Raw genomic sequence first — 19,143 nt, 5'->3', positions numbered from 1 at the left:
CGCGGGCGCCGAGCACACCCCAACAATGCGCCCCCCCGCCCGCGTCGACCACGGCAGGCGCCTTGGGCCGGACGATGCAGCCGCCGCGCGAAGCGACGATCAGCCCGCAGCGTCATTCTTTTGCAGCTTCAGCCGCCGACCAGCGCCTTCGTCGTCACCACAGTCGCGCCGGCCTCGGTGAATTCACCATTGTGCCGGGCGATGATCTGATCAGCGCTCTCGCTGGCGTTGTCCAGCGTGCTGTGGGCATCGGAAACCACGGTGACGCCGAGCCCTCTGGCGATCGCGCCCCTGACGGTTGCCGCGACGCAAAAATCGGTCTGCGCGCCGAGGATCACCACGGCACCCGCGCCCTGCCTGGCGACCCAGTCGCCAAAGGCCGGATTGCTGAAGGCATCGCGCACGGATTTGGCGAAGGTCGGTTCATCATCGGCCTGGCCAAGGGCGGGCCACACCGGCCAACCCGGTTCACCCGGCGCCAATGGATCGCCTTCGGGTCCACATGCCTGACAAAGGCGACCTTGCGCCCACCCCGCCTTGCCCAGTCGATCACCGCGCGAGCGCGCTCTGCAATGGTGGGCGCATCATGGATCGGCGGCTCGTGCACGCCGTCGAACATGCCGGTCTGCAGATCGATGACGATGAGAGGCGCGTTGGTAGTGAGGCTGGGTGTTGACATGGTTTTTTACATAGCACGGAGGGCAAGGCGATCAAGGATTTCGGAGTGTCTTCATTGTCATCTTATCGGCCCCGATCATTGGTTCTGCAAAACATAGAGACCGGCAAAGAGCCCCGCACCAAGAACGCCTGCGGCGACGGCAAACAACACCAACGCTGCAGCAATGCGGCGAACAGCTGCCATCGATCTCATGCCGTGCTGCAAACTGGTGATCCCACGCAGTGTTCGGCGGGCCAGTTCGAGAATTCCAGTGGCAACGGTGGCGGTTACCGCCAAAACAAGAAGCACCACCAAATTTGGCGGATGGTTATAGACACCGACAATCGCCTCGCCGAATTGGTAAAGGAAAAATGGTGCGTATCCTATGGCAGCGCAGACGCCGCCAAGCGCAAGATAAGTGACCAGGCGCCATGGCCATTCTGAGAGCCAACGCTTGCCGGCCAGTTTTCGTGCGCGATGGTCCAGCATTGCAGAGCAGATGCTGCCGGAAATCCAGCAAAAGCCGATCCACCAATTCATCCAAGCGTCTTATCGGACCAATCGTTATCTCGGAATTAAGCCGTCGTTGTATACACAGTGACAAATCGTCATTTGTCCTGCCAGAAATCGGACGGCATTTCATAGAGCATGGTCACCCCGGCGCCCCCGCAAACAGCACCACACCATCGCCGCCGCTCGGCGACCAATCCCTGATGGTGCGGTCGTAGCCGCCGGTCAGCACCGTGCCGTCGGGAGCGAAGGCCACGGCGTAGATCGGGCCGGTCTGGCTGTCGAACAGGGCGATCTGGTTGCCGGTTTCCATGTCCCACAGCCGTGCCGTGCCATCGAGCGAGCCCGACAGCAGGCGCTTGCCGTCGGCTGACAGCGCCAGCGTATAGACCGTGCCTTCGTGGCCCTCAAAACGCTTCACCTCGCGGCCACTGTCGAGATCCCAGAGCTTGATCGTCAGGTCGCCGCTGCCGGTGATCAGATGATGCCCGTCGGCGGTGAAGACGGCGCCGTAGGTGCCTTGCTCGTGGCCGTGCCAGCTGCGCAATTGCTTGCCGCTCTCGATGTCCCAGAGTTTCAGCGTGCCGTCGATGCTGCCGCTGAGCGCCTGCTTGCCGTCGGGCGAGACGGCGACCGCGCTGATCGACCAGTCGTGCCCGGTCAGCACATGCAGCACGGAATTGTTGACGAGGTCCCAGACAATGACATTGCCGGTGTCATGTCCGCTGACGGCGCGCTTGCCGTCCGGGCTGATCGCCAGCTGTCTGACGCCGCCATTCTGGTCGGACTGGAAGACATGCAGCACAGCACCATCGGCAAGTTTGCGCAGCACGATCTCGCCATCGTCGCCGGCCGTCAGCGCGCTGACACCGTCGGGCATATAGAGCGCCGTGCGCGCCATGTCCTTGTGGACGCCGAGATTGCGGATCAGGTGCTTGCCGCCAATGTCCCACAGCTTGATCATATGGTCGGTGCTGGCGCTGAGGATCGAGCGCCCGTCGGGCGCCACCGAAAGCCAGACGACCGCGTCGCGATGGCCATCGGGCTGCGTTGGCGCCGCCGGCGGCGGTGGCGGCAACGGCGCCACCGTGGGCGGCGGAATGACCGCGACTTCCGGCGGCGACGGGGCGACGGGCGTTGGCGCGGCCACGGGCGGCGGTGGCTGTACCGGTGCCGGCGGCGGGTTGGAGGCCACCGGTGGCGGCGCGGGTTGTGCCGGCGAAGCTGGTGGCGCCGCCGGCTCCGGAGCCGGCGGCGCGCTGGCGACATCCTGGTTCTTCGGTTCAGCGGGTTTGGGTTCGGCAAGTTTCGGTTCATCGGGCTTGGGTTCGGCCGCCTTGGGTTCGGCCGCCTTGGGCTCCCTGGGCTGGCTGGCAATCTCGCCGCAGCCCTCATGCCACGGGCCGAACCGGTCGACTGCCAGTGCCGCCAACACAATCAACGGCAAGGCGAGAAAGACCTTGCGCAGGCCGGGCCTGCTGGTCTCCTGCACTTCGGCCGCGCGACCGAACAGCGGCGCCCCGGCGGCATGCGCCCGCCGCCCCGGCAACAGTCCCGCCCAAAACAGCAAGGCGCCGGCTACGCAGGCAAATGCCGCCACGGCAAAAACCAGAAGCCGCAAGGAGGCCGCATCTGCCAGCAGCCCGGAAGCCCCATGCCAGGCAAAGGTTTTGGCGAGCGGATAGACCCGCGCTAGGCAGGCCACGGCAGCCGCGGCCAGGACAACCGCCAGCACCTTGTCGACCAATCTGTTCATCGCGCTCTCCGCCCGCGGATTTGGACGAGGTTAGCAGCGCCAGTTGTTGACCGCAAAGCGCCACCCTCACCTCTTGTCCAACATATGTCATTGGAAATATCTCCGATACGGGGCCAGGGATATGCGCAGAAACAATGGCTTAAGCACATCGCCCCACTCTTGATAATCCTGCTTTATTCCTGGCCGCAGCGCAGCAATTGGCAGTGCGGGGCCAAAGTCTTCGATGTTTTGGCTGGGATAATCTCGACTGTCCCCAGCGCAACATTGACAGAAGACCACGATGTGTCACACTCGTGACGGGATATAGTGGAGAGCTTGCATCATGAAGAAGACTTATGAACGGCCCATCCTGGTCAAGAAGGGCAATTTGAAGGCGATCACGGCCGCGACCAACGGCCCGGTCGTGACCTCGAATCCAGTACTGATATAAGTCAGCCCGTCAGCGTCAAGTCGTCCAGCACCATTTGCCAATAGTGTTTCGTCGAAAGACGGACACGGGTTACTGCCTTGAGCATCGGCGCGTAGTGCAGCGGTGTCAGCGCCGACAGCCCAAGCTGGTCGCTAGCGATCAGTTGCTCGCCCAGCCAACACTCGATCAGCGCGATCTCCCCTTCAGATTTCAGCCACGCGGCGCTCAGCAGCACCGAGTGGAAACCGAACGGGGTCTCGCGGCTGAACTCGGCCGGGTAGCCGCTGCTGGTATAGGCGACGTGGTCGCCCGAAACATTGCCGTTGACATAGCCTTCGCTACCCTTGGTGTGATCCTGCGCCATGGCGTTGAGGTTGCGCCATTGCAGCCCGGCATGGCCGCACGGGATCTTGCGGAAGCCGCGCCCGGTGACGTCGTCGAAGCCGATCGTCCGCAGCGGGGCTCCGCCCGGCAGCGTTTGCGGCGAAAGCAGCCCGAGATCGGTCGGATAGGGCGAAAGCGCCAACTGCCGGTCGAGGCCGCCGCCGGCGATCACCACGGTGTCGGCCCCGCCGGCGAGGTCGAGCCGGAAGGATAAACCCGGCGCCAGCATCATGCTCTCCAGCATCTGCCCATTTGCCTTCACCGACAGTGTCGCCGTGCCGCCTGCCGCCATCCGGCCGGCCAGGCTGCGCATAGGCGCCAGGCCGACCGGCTGCGGCAGGTCCTGCGACACCAGCCCGGCGGGCGAACCGGAGGCCGTCCGGAAATCCTGCGATTGCGTCTCGTTGGCGCTGGGCGAGCGCCAGCCCGGCGGCACCGAAACCGCAAACCGGTAGCTGCCCGGCGAGCGGATCACGGCACTGGCCGAAGAGGTCGACATGGCGAAGTTGGCAAAGCCGCCATTGTTTGTCCTGGTTGAAGCGACGAAGCCGCCCTCTCCGTCGAACAGCCGCACCATGATGCCGGCCATAGGCCGGTCGCCCATGCCGTATGTCCCGTCGCGGTCGACATCGAAATAGACGAAGGACGAGTAGTTGACGGTGCCGGTGCTGCGCTCCCAATCGCCGCGCGCGGCATAGTCGTTGGCCGGATCCGCCCGGCGTTGGGTGCGACGCCGGACACGCGCCTTGCGCAACAGCCAGCCGACGCATGCCGCGACCACAAGGATGGCAGCGGCCGCAAGCAGGATTTCGACGAGGTGGACATCATGCATGGCGGGCGAGCTTCGATAACGATCCATCCTCGCTGGAAATACGCTGCATCAGAACCGCCCCCATTTGATGGTCGTCACCAGCCTAACGCGAGACATGACCTGCGGAAAAGGGCCGCTTGCGGCCTTAAGGTTGGCGAAAGCGATGGGAACGTCTGATCTCCCCATTGCGGCTAAGAACCGTAGCCTCGCAGAAGAGCCTGAACCGACGACTGTGGTGTCCGCACTTTCTCTCCCGTGCGGGTGTGACCGTTCGACATCGTGCTCCGTCTTGCTCACGAAAAGTAACGACGTCCACACGCTGTTTGCCGCGCACCGAGATGGGTATTGAATATCGCCTGCTCGGAATCTTGTCGGATCGAATAACAATTTCATGCACTACCTCCCGATAAGCTTTTCCCGTAAACATTTTACTGGCTTTTTAGTTGACACTAAAATACCTTCGGCGCGTCGATAAATGCGTTCGGGGGGACGCTATGGTCGCAGGCAGCAAGTCGTTGCTGACTTTCGAGGATGTCAGGCGCGCAGAACTCGAACTCATACGAGCTCGGCGCGTTCAACTCAACTTGCAAGGCGCAACCAGCAAGAACTTGACCGTACTTTGCCTTTCGGGCGGAGGAATAAGGAGCGCGATCTTCAGCCTGGGCGTCATGCGCGGGCTGGCAAAGAACAATCTTCTGGCGAAATTCGACATCGTCAGCAGCGTTTCGGGCGGAGGTTTCGCCGCTGCCTTCGTCACCAAATGGGCGCATGAAGTTGGAATGGACAAAGTCCAGGCCAAGCTCGGCGACGACAACGAATTTCTCGATCCGAAATCGCCGCTTAGCCATATGCGCCGATACCTCTCCTATCTGACGCCGCGCATGGGCCTTTCCTCGTCCGACAGCTTGGCGCTCGGCGGACGGTACCTCAGCAACCTGATGCTCAACTGGATGCTTGTCATCCCCTATACCGCCTTGGCGATCACTCTGGTGCTGATTGTGGCGTCGCTCTATTCCCAGACAACTCGCCTCGCAGGAGCCCTGAGCCTGTATATCTTTTGTGCAGGCATCTCTGCCTTCCTGCTGACCTATAGCGAATTGATGTACGGCCGCCCCGGATGGCGGCCAGCCATTGCCGCCGCCCGAGGCAGCGATCGGTTCTTGCTCTTTTCGGTTCTGATACTCATCAGCTCGCTGATTTTCGCCAGCGCGGCGCATTCAACCTTCGGCGGTCTTCCAGCGGGCGACTGGACCGCGCTGGGTCTGCTGGTTGCCTGCCTGCTCGTGCTGTTATTCTTTTTCGTAATTCAAGATAATTGGAGTGAAGTGCGTGGCGTTCGCACCAGCCGGCTGCGCACCCTCAGGCGCGATTTCCTGCGATGGCTGCGCAGATGGATGATCCCGTTTGCCGCCCAGGCTGTTCTGCTTGTCGCACTGATCGCGCTCGCGCGCGAAAAACTGTTTCTCGTCCTGGAACCGATGACATCCGTCGCCATAGCGCCGCTGGCGTTGGTTGGCAGTCTCTTTGTTTCGAACGTCGCGTATTTCGCTCTGCGCGGCAATCCTCCGAGCGGGGACCTGGAGCGCGAATGGTTGGCAAAAAGCACCGGATTGCTGCTGTCCCTACCGCTGGCTTGGCTGTGTTTCTGCTTGGCCATATTCCAGGCGCCGCGATTTATCGACTATTTGATGGGGCTGGAGGTGATCGGCAAAACGGCCACGCTTGGCATTTCGGGCATCATCGCAGCGCTGGCCGGCTATATCGGCACCGGAAAGCGCGCCATCGACGCGACGCGTGGCATCATCAAGGCAAGGGGTGAAGCGATCATCCTTACGCCGTTCGCGGCGCTCGTGGCCTTTCTGGCCGTTGGCCTGCTGACCAAGCTCACGCTTTATGCATTCAACCTTCTGGCCGGCTTCATGCACTGGCCATCCTCAAGTGTTGGAGTTGAAGACAAATGTGCGCTGCCACTCGCAAGCGTCGGCTTTGTCGTCGAATGCGATCAGGCGTTTCCGACCTTGGCCATGCTGGCACTGGCGTTCCTGGCTGTAGCCTTGCTGGTCGACCTGTTCTCGAACTCGAACCGTTTCTCGTTGCACGACATCTATCGCAACAGAATCGTCCGGACGTTCCTTGGGGCTTCGAACTTCAACCGCAAACCCGATCCTCTCACCGATTTCGACCCGAACGACAATCTTGAGCTCGCATCGCTTCGGACGCGCCGGAAATCGGCGCCTGGCAAAGTCGATCCCTGGCTGCATATCGTCAACATGGCCCTCAACGTCCCAGGCAGCTCCGATCTCGCCGTCCAGCAGCGCAAGGCGCTGCCGTTCAGCGCCAGTCAGATCGCCGTGGGCAGCAAAAGCCTGCCCGAGGTCGAAGAGCCATGGGCTTCACCACGCACCGGTTACTACCGGGCGGCGGACATCTACGCGCAAAATGTCAACGAAGCCTCGGCCCTCGGCTCGAAACCGGTCTCGCTTACCCTCGGCACCGCGGTCGCGCTATCCGGCGCCGCGTTCGACTCGCAGATGGGGCACTACACCACAGCCGCGCGTAGCTTTCTGCTGGCACTATTCAACCTTCGTCTCGGCGCATGGCTCGGCAATCCCGGCCCACAGGGAGAAAAGACCTACCGGCAGGCAAGCCCGCGCCTTTCGCTGTTACCTCTCTTGGACGAGGTCACCGGCAGAGCCCGGTCGGACCGACCGTTCATTCATCTCTCGGACGGCGGTCATTTCGACAATCTGGGCTTGTTCGAAGCCCTTGCCAGGCAGGCTAAGTTCATCCTGGTTGTCGATGCAAGCGCCGATGGCGGCGGAACACTTGAGGACCTCGGCGTCGCCGACCGGATTGCCGCCATGGACCTCAACGCACGCGTTCGGTTTGATGCCACTCAACTCACCGCCGTGACGAAGAAGCTAAGGGGCTCGGCCATCGGCACGGTTCAGTATTTCAACAATTCGGGGCAACAAACGCATTCCGGCACGGTCGTGCTGGTCAAGCCCAGACTCGGCAATACGGATTCCACCGCCCTGATCTCCTACGGCCTGGAACACACAGACTTCCCGAATGAAAGCACAGCCGATCAATGGTTCACGGAAGCGCAGATGTCGGCTTATTTGAGCCTGGGTGAGGCCGCCGTGCAAGATCTGCTCGCCAACAGAGTCAGCATCCGCAAGTTCTTCCCGGTTCATCGAAAAATTCAGGGAACTACCTAGCAAAGAGCTCAGAAAAGGAGAATCGTGATGAAAGCATTGATCGCATTTCTGCTGGCCAGCTCCTATGCCGTTGGCGTGGCCGATAGCGCTGAAACGGACTGCAACGGGAAAACTCCCGGGCTCTATGTTCTCCTCTCGAACGGTGACGTCCGTCCGCTGGCGGATACCCAGAAACTCGTCTTCGATCCGTCCGCCAGACTGTTGTATGTCGGAAGCAACCCCTCCGGCATTTCTGAATCCGCGCTCAACATCAGGGTGACATCCACGACCGTGGAGCTCTATCCGAAGCGGAAGGTGAGTCTGAGCCGCAACAAGATCAAGTCGATCTGCAAGCAGAATTACAACAGAGACTACATTGGCGACGACGACGGAAAAACGGCCTATGACGTGTCCATCGCCGACTACGACAATCACATCAACAACAGGAAGGACAGAAGTAACAGGGATTTGTCGAACTGGAATTTCAGTTGGTGGCAGTCGCAGAACGGACGCGGCGAATGCCGCGATACGAGAGACAGTCTCAAGCCTATCGAAGCCATTCATGGTGGCGTCACTGCAAGTTACGTGGAGACAGAACTCAGCACCGCCGTTGCACGCGCCCAGGAGCGCCCCATCGAAGCATACGCTGGCGTCAGTTCGGTTCTAATTCATCAGCAGCGGACTCAAAGAGCCTGTTACGCATTCAACCTCGTTCGGGGCACGGCGCAAGGGAAGACATTGAAGGCGTCCCGCATCGAAATCTCCGATCTGGCGCGGCCAAAGCTGCAGGCAAGGCCTTCCGTCATCGAATGGAATTGACCCGCGTCATGGCTACCGAGACCATCCTGTCCGCCAAGGCTTTCTTCAGGAAGTGGCGCGGTCTGAATCTCGGCGATCCAATCGTCACGGACGGAGTTCTTCGCTTCTACTGGGCCTTGTATCTGATCGAGACCTGCAGGCAGCTGCTCTACAAGCCGTCGACCTTCAACAGTCTTTTTTTCCCCGCGATATGGACAGCGATCGAGACCATCTTACTGTTCCTCGGAATACAGGTTGCTGTAAGGTTAACAAATCTTGCATGCAAGGTAATCTTTAAGAATCCCCACAGATTCTCGGTGACAGCCAGCACATCAGCCTTGATAGTGACATGGATATTGACAGACATACTCGTAGTAATTTCTATAGTCTTCAACAATATCATATTTACAGATAGCGACTCGCCCGATCCTCTCAATTTTCTCTATGCCACTGCATTGGATTTTGTCAGACTGACATGGCTCAAAGGTTATATTGATGACGTAACCGTCTACGATACTTTCGCCATCAATACGACCTATTCACTTATGGCAGTTCTTCTGTTTCTGGGGATTGCCCTGTGGCTTCGAACGAGCGGAAAGCCTCGACGAAAACTGAAACCGTCAAGAGTCTGCTGGCCTGCAGTATGGGTCGTCTTCTCCTTGATCTCGACCGCGCATGCCGCTTTGATGTTATGGCAGGGTTGACGGGCGCGCCGCTTTTCCTGTCAACCGCATGGGTAACCGAAACCGCCAGCACACTTGCTGTTGCGCCGGTGGTCTGCTCCGGCAAAGTGGCCATGGTATACGCTCAACTCACCTCAACTCCACCCAAACCGGCGCGTGGTCGCTGGCGCCGTCCTCACCGCGCACGTCGCGGTCGATATCAGCCCCTTTCAGCCGCCTGGCGAGCGTCTTCGACAGCAATATGTGGTCGAGCCGCAAGCCGGCGTCGCGCGGCCAGCGGTTGCGACGATAATCCCAGAACGTATAGAGCGTCTCCTTCGGATGGACCTTGCGCAGCGCATCCGTCCAGCCCTGCTGCAGCAGGGCCGCGAAGGCAGCGCGGCTTTCCGGCTGCACCAGCGCGTTGTCGTCATAGGAGCGCGTGGCATAGATGTCGCGCGGCTCGGGCACGATGTTGTAGTCGCCGGCCAGCACCACCGGCAGCCCGGTGTCGAGCAACTGCTCGGCATGCGCCTCCAGCCGCGCGTGCCAGGCGAGCTTGTATTGGAATTTCGGCCCCGGCTGCGGATTGCCGTTGGGCGCATAGAGGCAGGCGATGACGATGCCGTTGACCGCCGCCTCGATGTAGCGGCTCTGCCGGTCGGCATCGTCACCGGGTAAGGCATCGCGGGTCAGCACCGGCTCCGCGCCGCGCGCGAGGATGGCAACGCCGTTCCAGGTCGGCTCGCCCTTCCACACCGCGCCATAGCCGGCATCGGCGAGCGCGGTGCGCGGGAACTGCATGTCGCGTGCCTTCAGTTCCTGCAGGCAGACGACATCAGGTTTGGCCACCGCCAGCCAGGCCAGCAGGTTTTCCAGCCGGCTGTTGATGTTGTTGATGTTGAAGGAGGCGATCTTCATGGGGAAACATGAAGCAGGAAGCCGAAGCGGGTCGCAAGGGTTGGTTGAATGTCGCGCCCGGATATTGGCCAATGGCCAAGGTCAGTGCTGCCCCTCATCCGCCTGCCGGCACCTTCTCCCCGTATAGTGACGGGGAGAAGGGAGTTGGCGGCAACGCCGCGACCTGATTGCAGCGTTGGCGATTGGCGAAAGGGGTGATGACCGCGTCTTTCTCCCCGTCACTATACGGGGGGTTGAGGAGTGGTCCGCGCCGCGGACGAAAAGCCAACTGCTTGGCTTTTCGAACGACGAACGCTCCGGCAGGGCAATGAGGGGCAGCGCCAACGCCGAAAGGAGACGATCGAGCTAACGTGCGCCCCTAAACTCTCTCCACCCAACTCTTCACCGTCTCGGCCACAGTCTTCAGATGATCGCCAGTCGAAAATCCCGACACACTCTTGCGCGGCTTGAGATCATGGTCGCCATCCTCCAGCCAGATCACCTCGATCGCATCGGAAAGGCCGTAGGTTGCCACCTCGTCCTTCGTGCCGAACTCGTCACGCGTGCCTTGGAAGATCAGCGCCGGCGTCTTCAGCCCGGCCAGATGCTTGGTCCGCAATTGCTCGGGCTTGCCGGGCGGATGGAAGGGATAGCCGAGGCAGACCAGCCCTGAAATCTCGCCCTTGGCGAACATCTCGTCCGCCACCATCGAGGCGACGCGTCCGCCCATCGACTTGCCGCCGATGATGAGCTTGCCAGTCACGCCCTTCGCCCTGAGATCGGCGATAGCCTTGATGTACTCCGGGTTCACCGTCTCGGCGCGCGGTGGCGGCTTGCGGTGGCCATAGCGGCGGGCGGCCATATAGTGGAATTCGAAGCGGGCGACCTGGAAGCCGGCGGCGGCCAGAGCCTTGGCGGTTGCGGTCATCGAAGGGGAATCCATCGACGCGCCGGCGCCATGGGCGAGCAGGATGGTAAAGGGGGCGGTGTCGTCGCCGTCGAAGAGGAAGCTGGTCATGGGGCGGTCTCGCTAGGGAGGTCGCGTTCCGTCACACCCTCCTCTGTCCTGCCGGACATCTCCCCCGCACGGGGGGAGATCGGCAGCTTTGCCGTCTCGCTCACCTTCCAATGGTTACGGTTGGCGAAAGCGGTGCTAACATCCAATCTCCCCCCTTGCGGGGGAGATGTCCGGCAGGACAGAGGGGGGTGTTCAAGCGCGACCATTGCGTTTCTCTTTTAAGCGGCGAGCTATGGCTGCGGCGCCAGCCCACGACAAACCTGCGACTGCAGATACTCCACCTGAGCCGCCAGCAATCCAGGCCAGCCGGTCGCATCGATACCGCCTATCCATGTGCAAGCCGCTTCACGCCCATGAACTTGCTCAAGCAAGCAGAAATAGGCGGTGTCTCGCCATGACCCGCACAATTGCGAATTGCCGTCCATCACATCGAGCGCCGACTCCCAGGTGAACCATCGCCTGATCCATGCGCCGACATTGCCGTCGAGATCGGCAATGCACTGTGTCATGAAGGCATCCAGGTCTTGTTCGCTGGCGACCCAGAAGAAACCCCGGCTGGAGGGCTGAAAGCCTCCGTCGATGGCATTGAAGCCTTTTAGGAGGAATTGCTGGTTCCGCTGTCTAGAGCTGCGGGTTTTGAACTGAGCCGAACTCGGATCCTTGACTTCATACCAGGCATCGAAGTCCCTCCACAGCTTGGCGAATTTCCTCCACTTGAAGACAGCGGCAAGCTCGCAGTCATACGCGCCGTAGCGATAGTCCGTGAAGCAACCCAGCTCGATACTGAAATCAGTCAGGTTGTCCGCCGACGCGATTATCAACTTGGCGCTGCTCGGCTTGAACCATCTCTCGCCAAGGCGAGCATGGAGCGCTTCCGCGACTCTTGCTCGAATGGTTTTTGCGTTGAGCACCATGTCCTGCTTCACCCCGCCGTCCGTGCCAGCTGCATGTCCACGAACTGCACCCCCTTGGCCGCCACCCCAGCCCATTCGGACTCCGCGTCGAGCTCCAGATACCGCACCCACAGCCGCCGCGCCTCCGGCAGATTGCCGGCGTCGAACTCCAGCCGGGCCAGGTTGAACACCGGATCGGCATAAGTCTTGTCGAGCGCGATCGCCTTCTGCAGGTGCCTTCGCGCGGAGGCGTCGCGGCCTTGCTCACTCATCAGCCCGGCGAGGTTGAACCAGGCCTCGACGAAGGCCGGGTCGAGTTTTATCGCGCTGATATAGTCGTGCGCGGCGTCCGCCGCGTGGCCGCCGGTGCGCAGGCAGTTGGCGCGGTTGAAGGCGGCGATGGCATCGCTGGGGTCGATGGCGAGGCAGCGCTGGTAGAGTGCGGCAGCCCCATCATGGTCGCCGCCCTCCTCCGCCGCTTCGGCTTCAGTAAACAGCTCTTCCAGCGTGTCGTCGCCATGGGCGGCGCTACCCAGATCGAACAGCAACTGCCCGTCGAGTTCGCTCTGGCCGCCTTCGAGATAGATCGCGTCGGGCCGGCCATGCTGCGAGCCGACATTGAGCGATTTGGCGGTGAGCGAGGCCACCGGGCCGGAGCGGTGTACGGAGCGCGCAATCGCGCCCCAGGTCGCGCCGCCGGCGATCAGCCCGGCATATTTGCGCGCCAGGATCAGGTCGCGGAACGAATAGGGTTCGCAATCATGTTCGAAGGCATCGAACAGCGAGAGCATGTCGAGATCGGCGCCCGACAGCCGCGATTGCTCGATCAGCGATTGCCGCGACAAGGACGATGCCTCCGGCGCCTTCATCAGCCCGAGCAGGCGCAGGAAGCCATTCTCGCTGAGCAGTGTGCGCCCGGCGGCGCGCTCGGCGGCAACGCGGCGCTCGATCTCGGCATCGCCGTTTTTCGTCAATCCAGCCTTGGCCAACAGCGCCCGGCCGAACACGACATGCGTGGTGCGCCGGGTGATGCCGCGCCGGAGCTGGCCGTGCTGGCGCTCGACCTCGCGCGCGGCGAGCCGCAAGGGAAACGCCGCCAGCGCACCGATCGTGCCGAAGACGGCCCCCGCGACCGAGACCGCCGGTGCCGTCATTTCTTGCTCTTGCCGACCGCCTTCAGCAGACTGGCCTTCAGCGGATTCTCAGCGGCACCACCCGCTGCCGCCTTCTTGGCGGCGGGTTTTGCCACCTCGTCGGCCTTGCTCTTCGACTTCGCCGGTGGCTTCGACTGCGACAGGCTCGCCTTCAGCGCATCCATCAGATTGATGACATTGCCGCGCTCCGGTGCGGCCGCGATGATCGGCTTGTGGCCCTTCAGCTTCTCGCGGATCATCGCCATCAGCGCTATCTCGTAGCGATCCTCGTAATTCTTCGCATCGAAGGTGGTTTCCTTCTGCTTGATCAGCGCTTCGGCCAGCTCAAGCATTTCCTGATCCGGCTTGCCGGCCGGGATGTTGCCAAAATATTCAGCCGTTCCGCGCACTTCGTTCGGGTTCCTCAACGTGCACACGAACATGCCGTTCTCGCGCGCGCCGATCGTCACCACGCGCTCGCGGCTGGACAGCACCAGCCGCGCGATCGCCAGCTTGCCGGATTTGCGCATGGCCTCGCGCAGCACGGCAAAAGTCTCCTCCGCCATCGCCCCGTCCGGCGCCAGATAGTACGGCGCGTCCTGGTAGATGACATCGACCTCGCCCTCGTCGACGAAGGCCTCGATGTTCATCGTGTGGTTGGATTCGATGCGCACCGCGTCGAGATCGGCATCATCGATGATGATGTACTGCTTGTCCTCGTACTCGTAACCCTTGACCAGATCCGAGCGCTCGACCAGCCCCAATTCCGGATCGACCGGCTTCATGTTGATGCGGTTGTGGGTCTTCTTGTGCAGCTGATTGAACGAGATGCGCTCGCTGGTCGTCGTCGCCGGATAAAGCCGGACCGGACAGCTGACGAGGCTGAGCTTGAGATAACCCTTCCAACTTGCCCTGGGCGCCATGATAAACTCCTACGCGGCCATGCACTGACATTTTTGACTGAGCATGATCTTATCCAAAAACCGGTTCCCACTTTTTGGGATCATGCTCTCTGCAGCGCTTTTCGTCCGAAGGACGATCAAGGCCGCGCAAATCCTACACCGACCCCGCACAATACCGGCAAATCCCTGACGAAATCTTCCGCTGCGTCTTTGAGGTCGTGGGGAGAGAATAATTCAAATTGTCGGAAGCGTCGATGGACTTGGGTTCCTCGCCCCCGCGAAGGCGGGGGAGAGGTGGCTCGGCGAAGCCGAGACGGAGAGGGGGAATGGCGCGAACCTATCCTTGGGCGGGCTTAGGGAGCCATCTTCCAACCGTCGGCGCAGGCCCCCTCTCCGACCGCTTCGCGGCCACCTCTCCCCCGTTTCACGGGGGCGAGGAACCCAAGTTCTGGAAGGGCAAATCCCGCGCAAACTCCTCGATCTCCGCCCACGGATCGCCCGATGTCTCCAGCAGTCCCGGCAGCGACGCATAATTCAGGTCCTGCGGCGCATCGATCGCCTCCAGATCGCTCCAGCTCACCGGCGTCGAGGCCGGCAGATTGGTCCGTGCCCTCAGCGAGTAGGGGGCGGCGGAGGTGTGGCCGCGCGCGTTGCGGTGATAGTCGATGAAGATGCGCTTCTTGCGGTTGTCCTTGCCCATGGTGGTGGTGAAGGTGTCGGGCGCTGTCGCCGCCAGATGCGTGGAGATGGCGCTGGTCGCCTGATGCAGCTTCTTCCAGTTCTGCTTGGGCGTAACCGGCACGGTGATGTGGATGCCGTTGCCGCCGGAGGTCTTGGCGAACGGCACCAGACCCAGCCCCTCCAGCTCGCCCTTGATGTGGACCGCCGCCTCGACCACCTCGCGCCAGGAAATCCCCTCGCCCGGATCGAGGTCGAAGACGATCTGGTCGGGTCTGTCGAGGCTGGTGCGGTGCGTACCCCAGGTGTGGAATTCCACGACGCCGAATTGCGCCAGCGCCAGAAAACCCTTGGCGCCTTCGACCGACAGGAAGGACTTGGTCTCGCCCTCGGAATTCATCGTCTCGAAGGTCACCACGGAGGGCGGCATGCCGGTGAAGGCATGCCGCTGGAAGAAGCAGTCCTTTGGCAGGCCGGTCGGGCAGCGCACCAGCGACACCGGGCGGCCAAGAATGTGCGGCAGCATGAAGTCACCGACCAGCGCGTAGTAGACGGCGATGTCGAGCTTGGTTGGGCCGGTCTTGCCGAACAGCCGCCGCTCCGGATTGGTCACCCAGATGGTGGCAAGGTCGGCCTCCGAGATCAGCCGCTTGCGCTTTGCCGAGACCGGCGTCGACAGGCCGACATCCCTGAGACCGCGAAACACGCCATGGCGCAACGAATTGTCCGCGGTGCGGTTGGCGTAATGGATGCGGGCCGAAAACAGCGGCTTCACCCAGTGCATCTCGCGCATGATTTCGCGCGGCACGCCTTCGGGTGGCGTCGCGCCGGATGTCAGCGGCTCCAGCCGGGCGAGCAGGTCGGCCGCCGTCTCGGCATCGAAGCCGGTGCCGACCTTGCCGCGGTAATGCAGTTCGCCGTCCTCCCACTCGGCCATGCCAAGGGCAGCCAGTCCTTCCGCCGCTTGCGAGATCGTGTAACCGGCGATGACAAAATCGTCCTTCTGCAGCGCCTTGCACTTGGTCCAGCTCTTGGTGCGGCCGCTCTGGTAGATCGCAGTGGCGCGCTTGGAGACGACGCCTTCGAGCCCGAGCTCCGTCGCCTGGTCGTAAAGCCCCTGCCCCGAGCCCTCGACATGGTCGGAGAACTGGATGGCGGAGTTGGCGCCGAGGCCGCCAAGCAGCTCATCCAGCAGCGCCTTGCGCCGGATGAGCGGCACCTTCAGCAAATCCCAGCCGTCGAGATGCAGGAGATCGAAGGCATAGAAATGCAGCTTGCTGCCGGCGCCCTCGGCCAGCGCGTCCTGCAGCAGCGCAAAGCGGCTGATACCCCGGCCATCGAGCACGACGATCTCGCCGTCGATGATCGCCTCGCGGCACGGCAGTTTGGCGAAGGCATGCGGCAGGTCGCCATAGCGCTTCGTCCAGTCGATGCCGCCACGGGTGATCAGCCGCACCTGCCCGTCGGACAGGTGCGCCATGGTGCGGTAGCCGTCGAATTTGATCTCGTGCAGCCAGAGCTCGTTTGTGTTTTCCGCAACGCTCTCCCCACCCGGTGGCTTCGGCACCTGTGTCGCCAGCTGCGGCTCGATGCGGCTCAGCGCCGGCGCCTTCACCGCGCCCGGCAGTTCGCCGGGCTTCAGTGAACCCGGCTTTGGCGCGGACTTCGCGACCGGTTTCGCGGCGGCCGCCAGTTCTTCGATGCGCAATCCGGACTTCACGCTTTCCGGCCGCGCTTCCAGAATGTTCAGCGCCGTGTCGGCGGCTAGATCGCGCTCCTTGAACAACAGCCAGTTCTTTTTCTCTGCGTCCTCGCCCGGCTTGGGCTTCAGCCGGGTCAGCATCCAGCCGCCATTGAGCTTTTCGCCGGCCAGCCGGAACTTGAAAGCGCCGGTCCTGAGGCTCTTCTCGACATCGTCCATCGGCGCCCAGGTGCCGGTATCCCAGACGATCATCGGCCCGCCGCCATACTCGCCCTCGGGAATGACGCCCTCGAAGTCGATATATTCGAGCGGATGGTCCTCGGTCTCGACCGCCAGCCTCTTGTCGGCCGGATTGAGCGAAGGCCCGCGCGGCACCGCCCAGCTCTTCAGCACGTCGCCGACCTGCAGGCGCAGATCGTAGTGGTCCGCGGTGGCATGATGCTTGTGGACGACGAAGCGGTTGCCGTCGCTTGAGAGGAGCCCGCCCGCCGGCTCCGGCGTTTTCGAGAACTCACGCTTGGCGCGGTAGGTTTTGAGTTTGGGAGGGGGCGGCATGGGTTAGCCGACAGCGGCGGTGGCAGATGCGCCTTCCCAACACCGCGTTCTTGCACACCCCCCTCTGTCCTGCCGGACATCTCCCCCGCAAGGGGGGAGATCGGATGTCGTCTCGGTTTTCGCCAGTCGCCTACGCTGGAAGTGACGCACCGCCGATGAAGCTGCCAATCTCCCCCCATGCGGGGGAGATGTCCGGTAGGACAGAGGGGGGTGCTGTCCCGCCAGCATTTCAGATTTCCCAGCGTGGTGCGAAGAAACGGCGGTCACGCTCTCAATCGTCAGCAGCCGGCGTCAGCTCGAGCTCGGCCGGCGACAGGCCCTGCTGCAGCTGGCTTAGCCGGAACTCATCCACCCAGTAGGCCTCGCCATCGACCAGCACGCGTGCCTGGTAGGCGCCGTTCGAAAAGCTCTGCGCGGTGATGTAGACCTTGTGGGCGTCGAGCGCCTTGCGCACCGCGGCGCGCTTGGCATTCTGACCGGTGACGGGACTGAACATGACGCTGCCCTCGGTCGCCCTGACACATCAGGCGACTGGCTCAAGGATGACGGAGACGCGCTGTCCTGTCAATTTGGCGGCGCCGGGGCTCTGCCGTCGGCCTTGCGAAAAACCCCTTACGCCTGTCGAAATCCGCTCCCGGCGAACGACATTGGTGCGGCGCCGACGAGGCGCGATCACGTCAAACGACAGGGAGCACCATCATGGCCAAGATGCTTGTCATCTACAAAACCCCCGCCGATCCGGCAGCCTTCGACCGGCACTATTTCGACATCCACCTGCCGCTGGCAAAACAGCTTCCCGGGCTGCGGCGCTACGATGTCAGCAAACGGCCGATCGTGAACATGTTGCAGGACGAGACGCCCTACATCGTCGCGACCCTCTATTTCGACAGCCTGGACGCCATGCGTGCGGCCTTTGCCAGCGAGATCGGCAAGGCCTGCGCCGTCGACCGTCGCAAATACGCGCCTGACGACCATGTGACGATGCTGCTTTTCGATTCCGAGGCGATGTGAATCGTTAGTGCATGTCGCCCAAAAGCGACCTCGGCTTTGGGAAGACGACATGCAATAAAACAAAGACCTAAAGCGTGTCGCATGAATCCGTTTCAACGCGACGCGTTTTAAGTCGCCGGGCAAGGCCACAGGGCAGACAAAACCCGCCATCTTGCAGCGGGGGTTTGATGGTCACGTCGAAGGCTGTTTGCGTGTCAGCGCGCCGACGAGACCACCTGTGCCGTGACGCGGGTCAGCTGCTGGCGTTTGTTGAGCGTCGGCTTTTCATAAATCTTTTTCATCGATATCCCCCGAGGGCCCAATGGCCATTGGGAAGTGACGCTCGCGCCATCCCTTTGTCAAGCCGCTGCTGAAATACCCCGGCGGGAACGCCATCGCCGAGCGGCCCTCGCCTCACACGTCCTCGCTGTCGAAGATCAGCATGTCGGCGCCGCCGGTTGCGAAGACCTGGAGATCGGCGGCGGTCGCCTGCCCTTCGGCACTGGCAAATGCATTCTGGATGGCGACCACATCGTCGAACCGCAAGATGGCGATCAGGTGGATTTTCGCTGGTCCCGCCGGCGTCATCACCGGGCCGCGGTTGATTTCATAGCGCCGCAATCCCGGGATGGTCTTGGCCAGCGGAATGTGCTTTTCGCGATAATAGGCATCGAACGCCGCCGGATCCCCAGGCGTGCCGTACATCACCACCAGGCTTGCCATCATTGCCTCCCGAAATCGTTGCGCTGCAGGAGCGTGATGACGTTGCCGGGAGCTTGTCAATCCGTCTGGACGGCAGGTAGTGGGTCAGTTTGAAATTGCCAGCATTATTCCTCGACCTCATAAGAACCTATAGGGCCGAGCATGGCGGCGACATAAGCGATCACGTCGGATTTGATCTCGTAGCGCGCGTGATAATATGGGTCTGCGACTTTCACGAGGCGATCTCTGGGCATTTCCTGCGCATGGGCATGGAAAAACGCTAGCTGTTGCGCTGTGTCCAGAATTTCTCGCGTAGTTCTGGACATTTGCTCGTCATTATCCCGGAACGGATGTTTCATGACGAAATGCATACGTTCAATGGCATCTGGGTATTTTGTCAGATGCAGCCGCAGAAACTCTTTGATTTGGCTGTCGCTGAACGTTCTCAATTCAGTTTCTTTCGACAAGACCCACGAACGCAC

At 61.8% G+C, this 19,143-nt stretch carries 18 protein-coding genes; 5 read left to right on the top strand and 13 right to left on the bottom strand.

Features of this window, described 5'->3' with window-relative positions:
* Positions 1 to 128: 128 nt before the first annotated feature.
* The 3 genes from DBIPINDM_RS29490 to DBIPINDM_RS29480 form a co-directional block, all read right to left on the bottom strand.
* A complete protein-coding gene (locus DBIPINDM_RS29490) occupies positions 129 to 482 on the bottom strand; it encodes an isochorismatase family protein (protein WP_318036909.1) in 354 nt (117 codons plus the stop codon).
* Positions 483 to 754: 272 nt separating this feature from the next.
* On the bottom strand, positions 755 to 1,198 hold the full coding sequence (locus DBIPINDM_RS29485; protein WP_258582496.1) for a hypothetical protein: 444 nt from the start codon (positions 1,196 to 1,198) through the stop codon (positions 755 to 757).
* Between the two features lie 112 nt (positions 1,199 to 1,310).
* Positions 1,311 to 2,924 carry a WD40 repeat domain-containing protein gene (locus tag DBIPINDM_RS29480; RefSeq protein WP_258582495.1) on the bottom strand — a complete coding sequence of 538 codons (1,614 nt, stop codon included), beginning with the start codon at positions 2,922 to 2,924 and terminating at the stop codon, positions 1,311 to 1,313.
* Between the two features lie 322 nt (positions 2,925 to 3,246).
* Here DBIPINDM_RS29480 and DBIPINDM_RS29475 point away from each other — a divergent pair, with 322 nt between their 5' ends.
* On the top strand, positions 3,247 to 3,354 hold the full coding sequence (locus DBIPINDM_RS29475; protein WP_258582494.1) for a putative RiPP precursor: 108 nt from the start codon (positions 3,247 to 3,249) through the stop codon (positions 3,352 to 3,354).
* Position 3,355: 1 nt separating this feature from the next.
* Here the strand turns inward: DBIPINDM_RS29475 and DBIPINDM_RS29470 are convergent, their stop codons facing one another.
* On the bottom strand, positions 3,356 to 4,549 hold the full coding sequence (locus tag DBIPINDM_RS29470) for a hypothetical protein (RefSeq protein ID WP_258582493.1): 1,194 nt from the start codon (positions 4,547 to 4,549) through the stop codon (positions 3,356 to 3,358).
* A 473-nt stretch (positions 4,550 to 5,022) separates the two neighbouring features.
* Here DBIPINDM_RS29470 and DBIPINDM_RS29465 point away from each other — a divergent pair, with 473 nt between their 5' ends.
* Genes DBIPINDM_RS29465 through DBIPINDM_RS29455 form a run of 3 tightly spaced genes read left to right on the top strand, consistent with a single transcriptional unit; the run spans position 5,023 to position 9,230 of the window.
* Positions 5,023 to 7,749 (top strand): patatin-like phospholipase family protein, encoded by a 2,727-nt coding sequence (locus DBIPINDM_RS29465; RefSeq protein ID WP_258582492.1) that lies wholly within the window; start codon positions 5,023 to 5,025, stop codon positions 7,747 to 7,749.
* A gap of 27 nt (positions 7,750 to 7,776) precedes the next feature.
* Positions 7,777 to 8,547, top strand: a complete 771-nt coding sequence (locus tag DBIPINDM_RS29460; RefSeq protein ID WP_258582491.1) for a hypothetical protein — start codon at positions 7,777 to 7,779, stop codon at positions 8,545 to 8,547.
* A gap of 8 nt (positions 8,548 to 8,555) precedes the next feature.
* Entirely contained in the window at positions 8,556 to 9,230 is a 675-nt protein-coding gene (locus DBIPINDM_RS29455) for a hypothetical protein (RefSeq protein ID WP_258582490.1), read from the top strand.
* 108 nt (positions 9,231 to 9,338) lie between these two features.
* Here the strand turns inward: DBIPINDM_RS29455 and DBIPINDM_RS29450 are convergent, their stop codons facing one another.
* From DBIPINDM_RS29450 to DBIPINDM_RS29420, 7 genes are all read right to left on the bottom strand, one after another.
* Complete coding sequence (locus DBIPINDM_RS29450) at positions 9,339 to 10,109, bottom strand: exodeoxyribonuclease III (RefSeq protein WP_258582489.1); 771 nt, start codon at positions 10,107 to 10,109, stop codon at positions 9,339 to 9,341.
* Positions 10,110 to 10,467: 358 nt separating this feature from the next.
* A complete protein-coding gene (locus tag DBIPINDM_RS29445; protein ID WP_258582488.1) occupies positions 10,468 to 11,106 on the bottom strand; it encodes an alpha/beta fold hydrolase in 639 nt (212 codons plus the stop codon).
* 230 nt (positions 11,107 to 11,336) lie between these two features.
* Positions 11,337 to 12,032, bottom strand: coding sequence for a hypothetical protein (locus DBIPINDM_RS29440; protein WP_258582487.1), 696 nt, complete (start codon positions 12,030 to 12,032; stop codon positions 11,337 to 11,339).
* Positions 12,029 to 13,153 (bottom strand): tetratricopeptide repeat protein, encoded by a 1,125-nt coding sequence (locus tag DBIPINDM_RS29435; RefSeq protein ID WP_258582486.1) that lies wholly within the window; start codon positions 13,151 to 13,153, stop codon positions 12,029 to 12,031. The genes DBIPINDM_RS29440 and DBIPINDM_RS29435 overlap by 4 nt, the downstream gene beginning before the upstream one ends.
* Entirely contained in the window at positions 13,150 to 14,055 is a 906-nt protein-coding gene (locus DBIPINDM_RS29430; protein WP_258582485.1) for a Ku protein, read from the bottom strand. The genes DBIPINDM_RS29435 and DBIPINDM_RS29430 overlap by 4 nt, the downstream gene beginning before the upstream one ends.
* Positions 14,056 to 14,458: 403 nt before the next feature.
* Positions 14,459 to 16,969 (bottom strand): DNA ligase D, encoded by a 2,511-nt coding sequence (gene ligD / locus DBIPINDM_RS29425; RefSeq protein WP_258582484.1) that lies wholly within the window; start codon positions 16,967 to 16,969, stop codon positions 14,459 to 14,461.
* A gap of 271 nt (positions 16,970 to 17,240) precedes the next feature.
* Positions 17,241 to 17,465 (bottom strand): hypothetical protein, encoded by a 225-nt coding sequence (locus DBIPINDM_RS29420; RefSeq protein ID WP_258582483.1) that lies wholly within the window; start codon positions 17,463 to 17,465, stop codon positions 17,241 to 17,243.
* A gap of 203 nt (positions 17,466 to 17,668) precedes the next feature.
* On the opposite strand from DBIPINDM_RS29420, the gene DBIPINDM_RS29415 reads away from it, so the two are divergent.
* Positions 17,669 to 17,980: an EthD family reductase gene (locus tag DBIPINDM_RS29415; RefSeq protein ID WP_258582482.1), complete on the top strand. Its 312-nt coding sequence runs from the start codon at positions 17,669 to 17,671 to the stop codon at positions 17,978 to 17,980.
* A 393-nt stretch (positions 17,981 to 18,373) separates the two neighbouring features.
* Here DBIPINDM_RS29415 and DBIPINDM_RS29410 read toward each other — a convergent pair whose 3' ends face one another.
* Positions 18,374 to 18,682: an EthD family reductase gene (locus DBIPINDM_RS29410; RefSeq protein WP_258582481.1), complete on the bottom strand. Its 309-nt coding sequence runs from the start codon at positions 18,680 to 18,682 to the stop codon at positions 18,374 to 18,376.
* A 104-nt stretch (positions 18,683 to 18,786) separates the two neighbouring features.
* Positions 18,787 to 19,143, bottom strand: coding sequence for a hypothetical protein (locus tag DBIPINDM_RS29405; RefSeq protein WP_258582480.1), 357 nt, complete (start codon positions 19,141 to 19,143; stop codon positions 18,787 to 18,789).

Source organism: Mesorhizobium sp. AR02 (genome assembly GCF_024746835.1).
GTDB lineage: Bacteria > Pseudomonadota > Alphaproteobacteria > Rhizobiales > Rhizobiaceae > Mesorhizobium.
This window is presented reverse-complemented; position numbering and strand designations above follow the sequence as displayed.

Excerpts from the sequence above, each read along its gene's own strand:
- ligD (WP_258582484.1), bottom strand. The coding sequence starts at position 16,969 with ATGCCGCCCCCTCCCAAACTCAAAACCTACCGCGCCAAGCGTGAGTTC.
- DBIPINDM_RS29420 (WP_258582483.1), bottom strand. The coding sequence starts at position 17,465 with ATGTTCAGTCCCGTCACCGGTCAGAATGCCAAGCGCGCCGCGGTGCGC.
- DBIPINDM_RS29460 (WP_258582491.1), top strand. The coding sequence starts at position 7,777 with ATGAAAGCATTGATCGCATTTCTGCTGGCCAGCTCCTATGCCGTTGGC.
- DBIPINDM_RS29445 (WP_258582488.1), bottom strand. The coding sequence starts at position 11,106 with ATGACCAGCTTCCTCTTCGACGGCGACGACACCGCCCCCTTTACCATC.
- DBIPINDM_RS29415 (WP_258582482.1), top strand. The coding sequence starts at position 17,669 with ATGGCCAAGATGCTTGTCATCTACAAAACCCCCGCCGATCCGGCAGCC.
- DBIPINDM_RS29435 (WP_258582486.1), bottom strand. The coding sequence starts at position 13,153 with ATGACGGCACCGGCGGTCTCGGTCGCGGGGGCCGTCTTCGGCACGATC.
- DBIPINDM_RS29470 (WP_258582493.1), bottom strand. The coding sequence starts at position 4,549 with ATGCATGATGTCCACCTCGTCGAAATCCTGCTTGCGGCCGCTGCCATC.
- DBIPINDM_RS29485 (WP_258582496.1), bottom strand. The coding sequence starts at position 1,198 with ATGAATTGGTGGATCGGCTTTTGCTGGATTTCCGGCAGCATCTGCTCT.
- DBIPINDM_RS29430 (WP_258582485.1), bottom strand. The coding sequence starts at position 14,055 with ATGGCGCCCAGGGCAAGTTGGAAGGGTTATCTCAAGCTCAGCCTCGTC.
- DBIPINDM_RS29410 (WP_258582481.1), bottom strand. The coding sequence starts at position 18,682 with ATGGCAAGCCTGGTGGTGATGTACGGCACGCCTGGGGATCCGGCGGCG.
- DBIPINDM_RS29455 (WP_258582490.1), top strand. The coding sequence starts at position 8,556 with ATGGCTACCGAGACCATCCTGTCCGCCAAGGCTTTCTTCAGGAAGTGG.
- DBIPINDM_RS29465 (WP_258582492.1), top strand. The coding sequence starts at position 5,023 with ATGGTCGCAGGCAGCAAGTCGTTGCTGACTTTCGAGGATGTCAGGCGC.
- DBIPINDM_RS29475 (WP_258582494.1), top strand. The coding sequence starts at position 3,247 with ATGAAGAAGACTTATGAACGGCCCATCCTGGTCAAGAAGGGCAATTTG.
- DBIPINDM_RS29480 (WP_258582495.1), bottom strand. The coding sequence starts at position 2,924 with ATGAACAGATTGGTCGACAAGGTGCTGGCGGTTGTCCTGGCCGCGGCT.
- DBIPINDM_RS29450 (WP_258582489.1), bottom strand. The coding sequence starts at position 10,109 with ATGAAGATCGCCTCCTTCAACATCAACAACATCAACAGCCGGCTGGAA.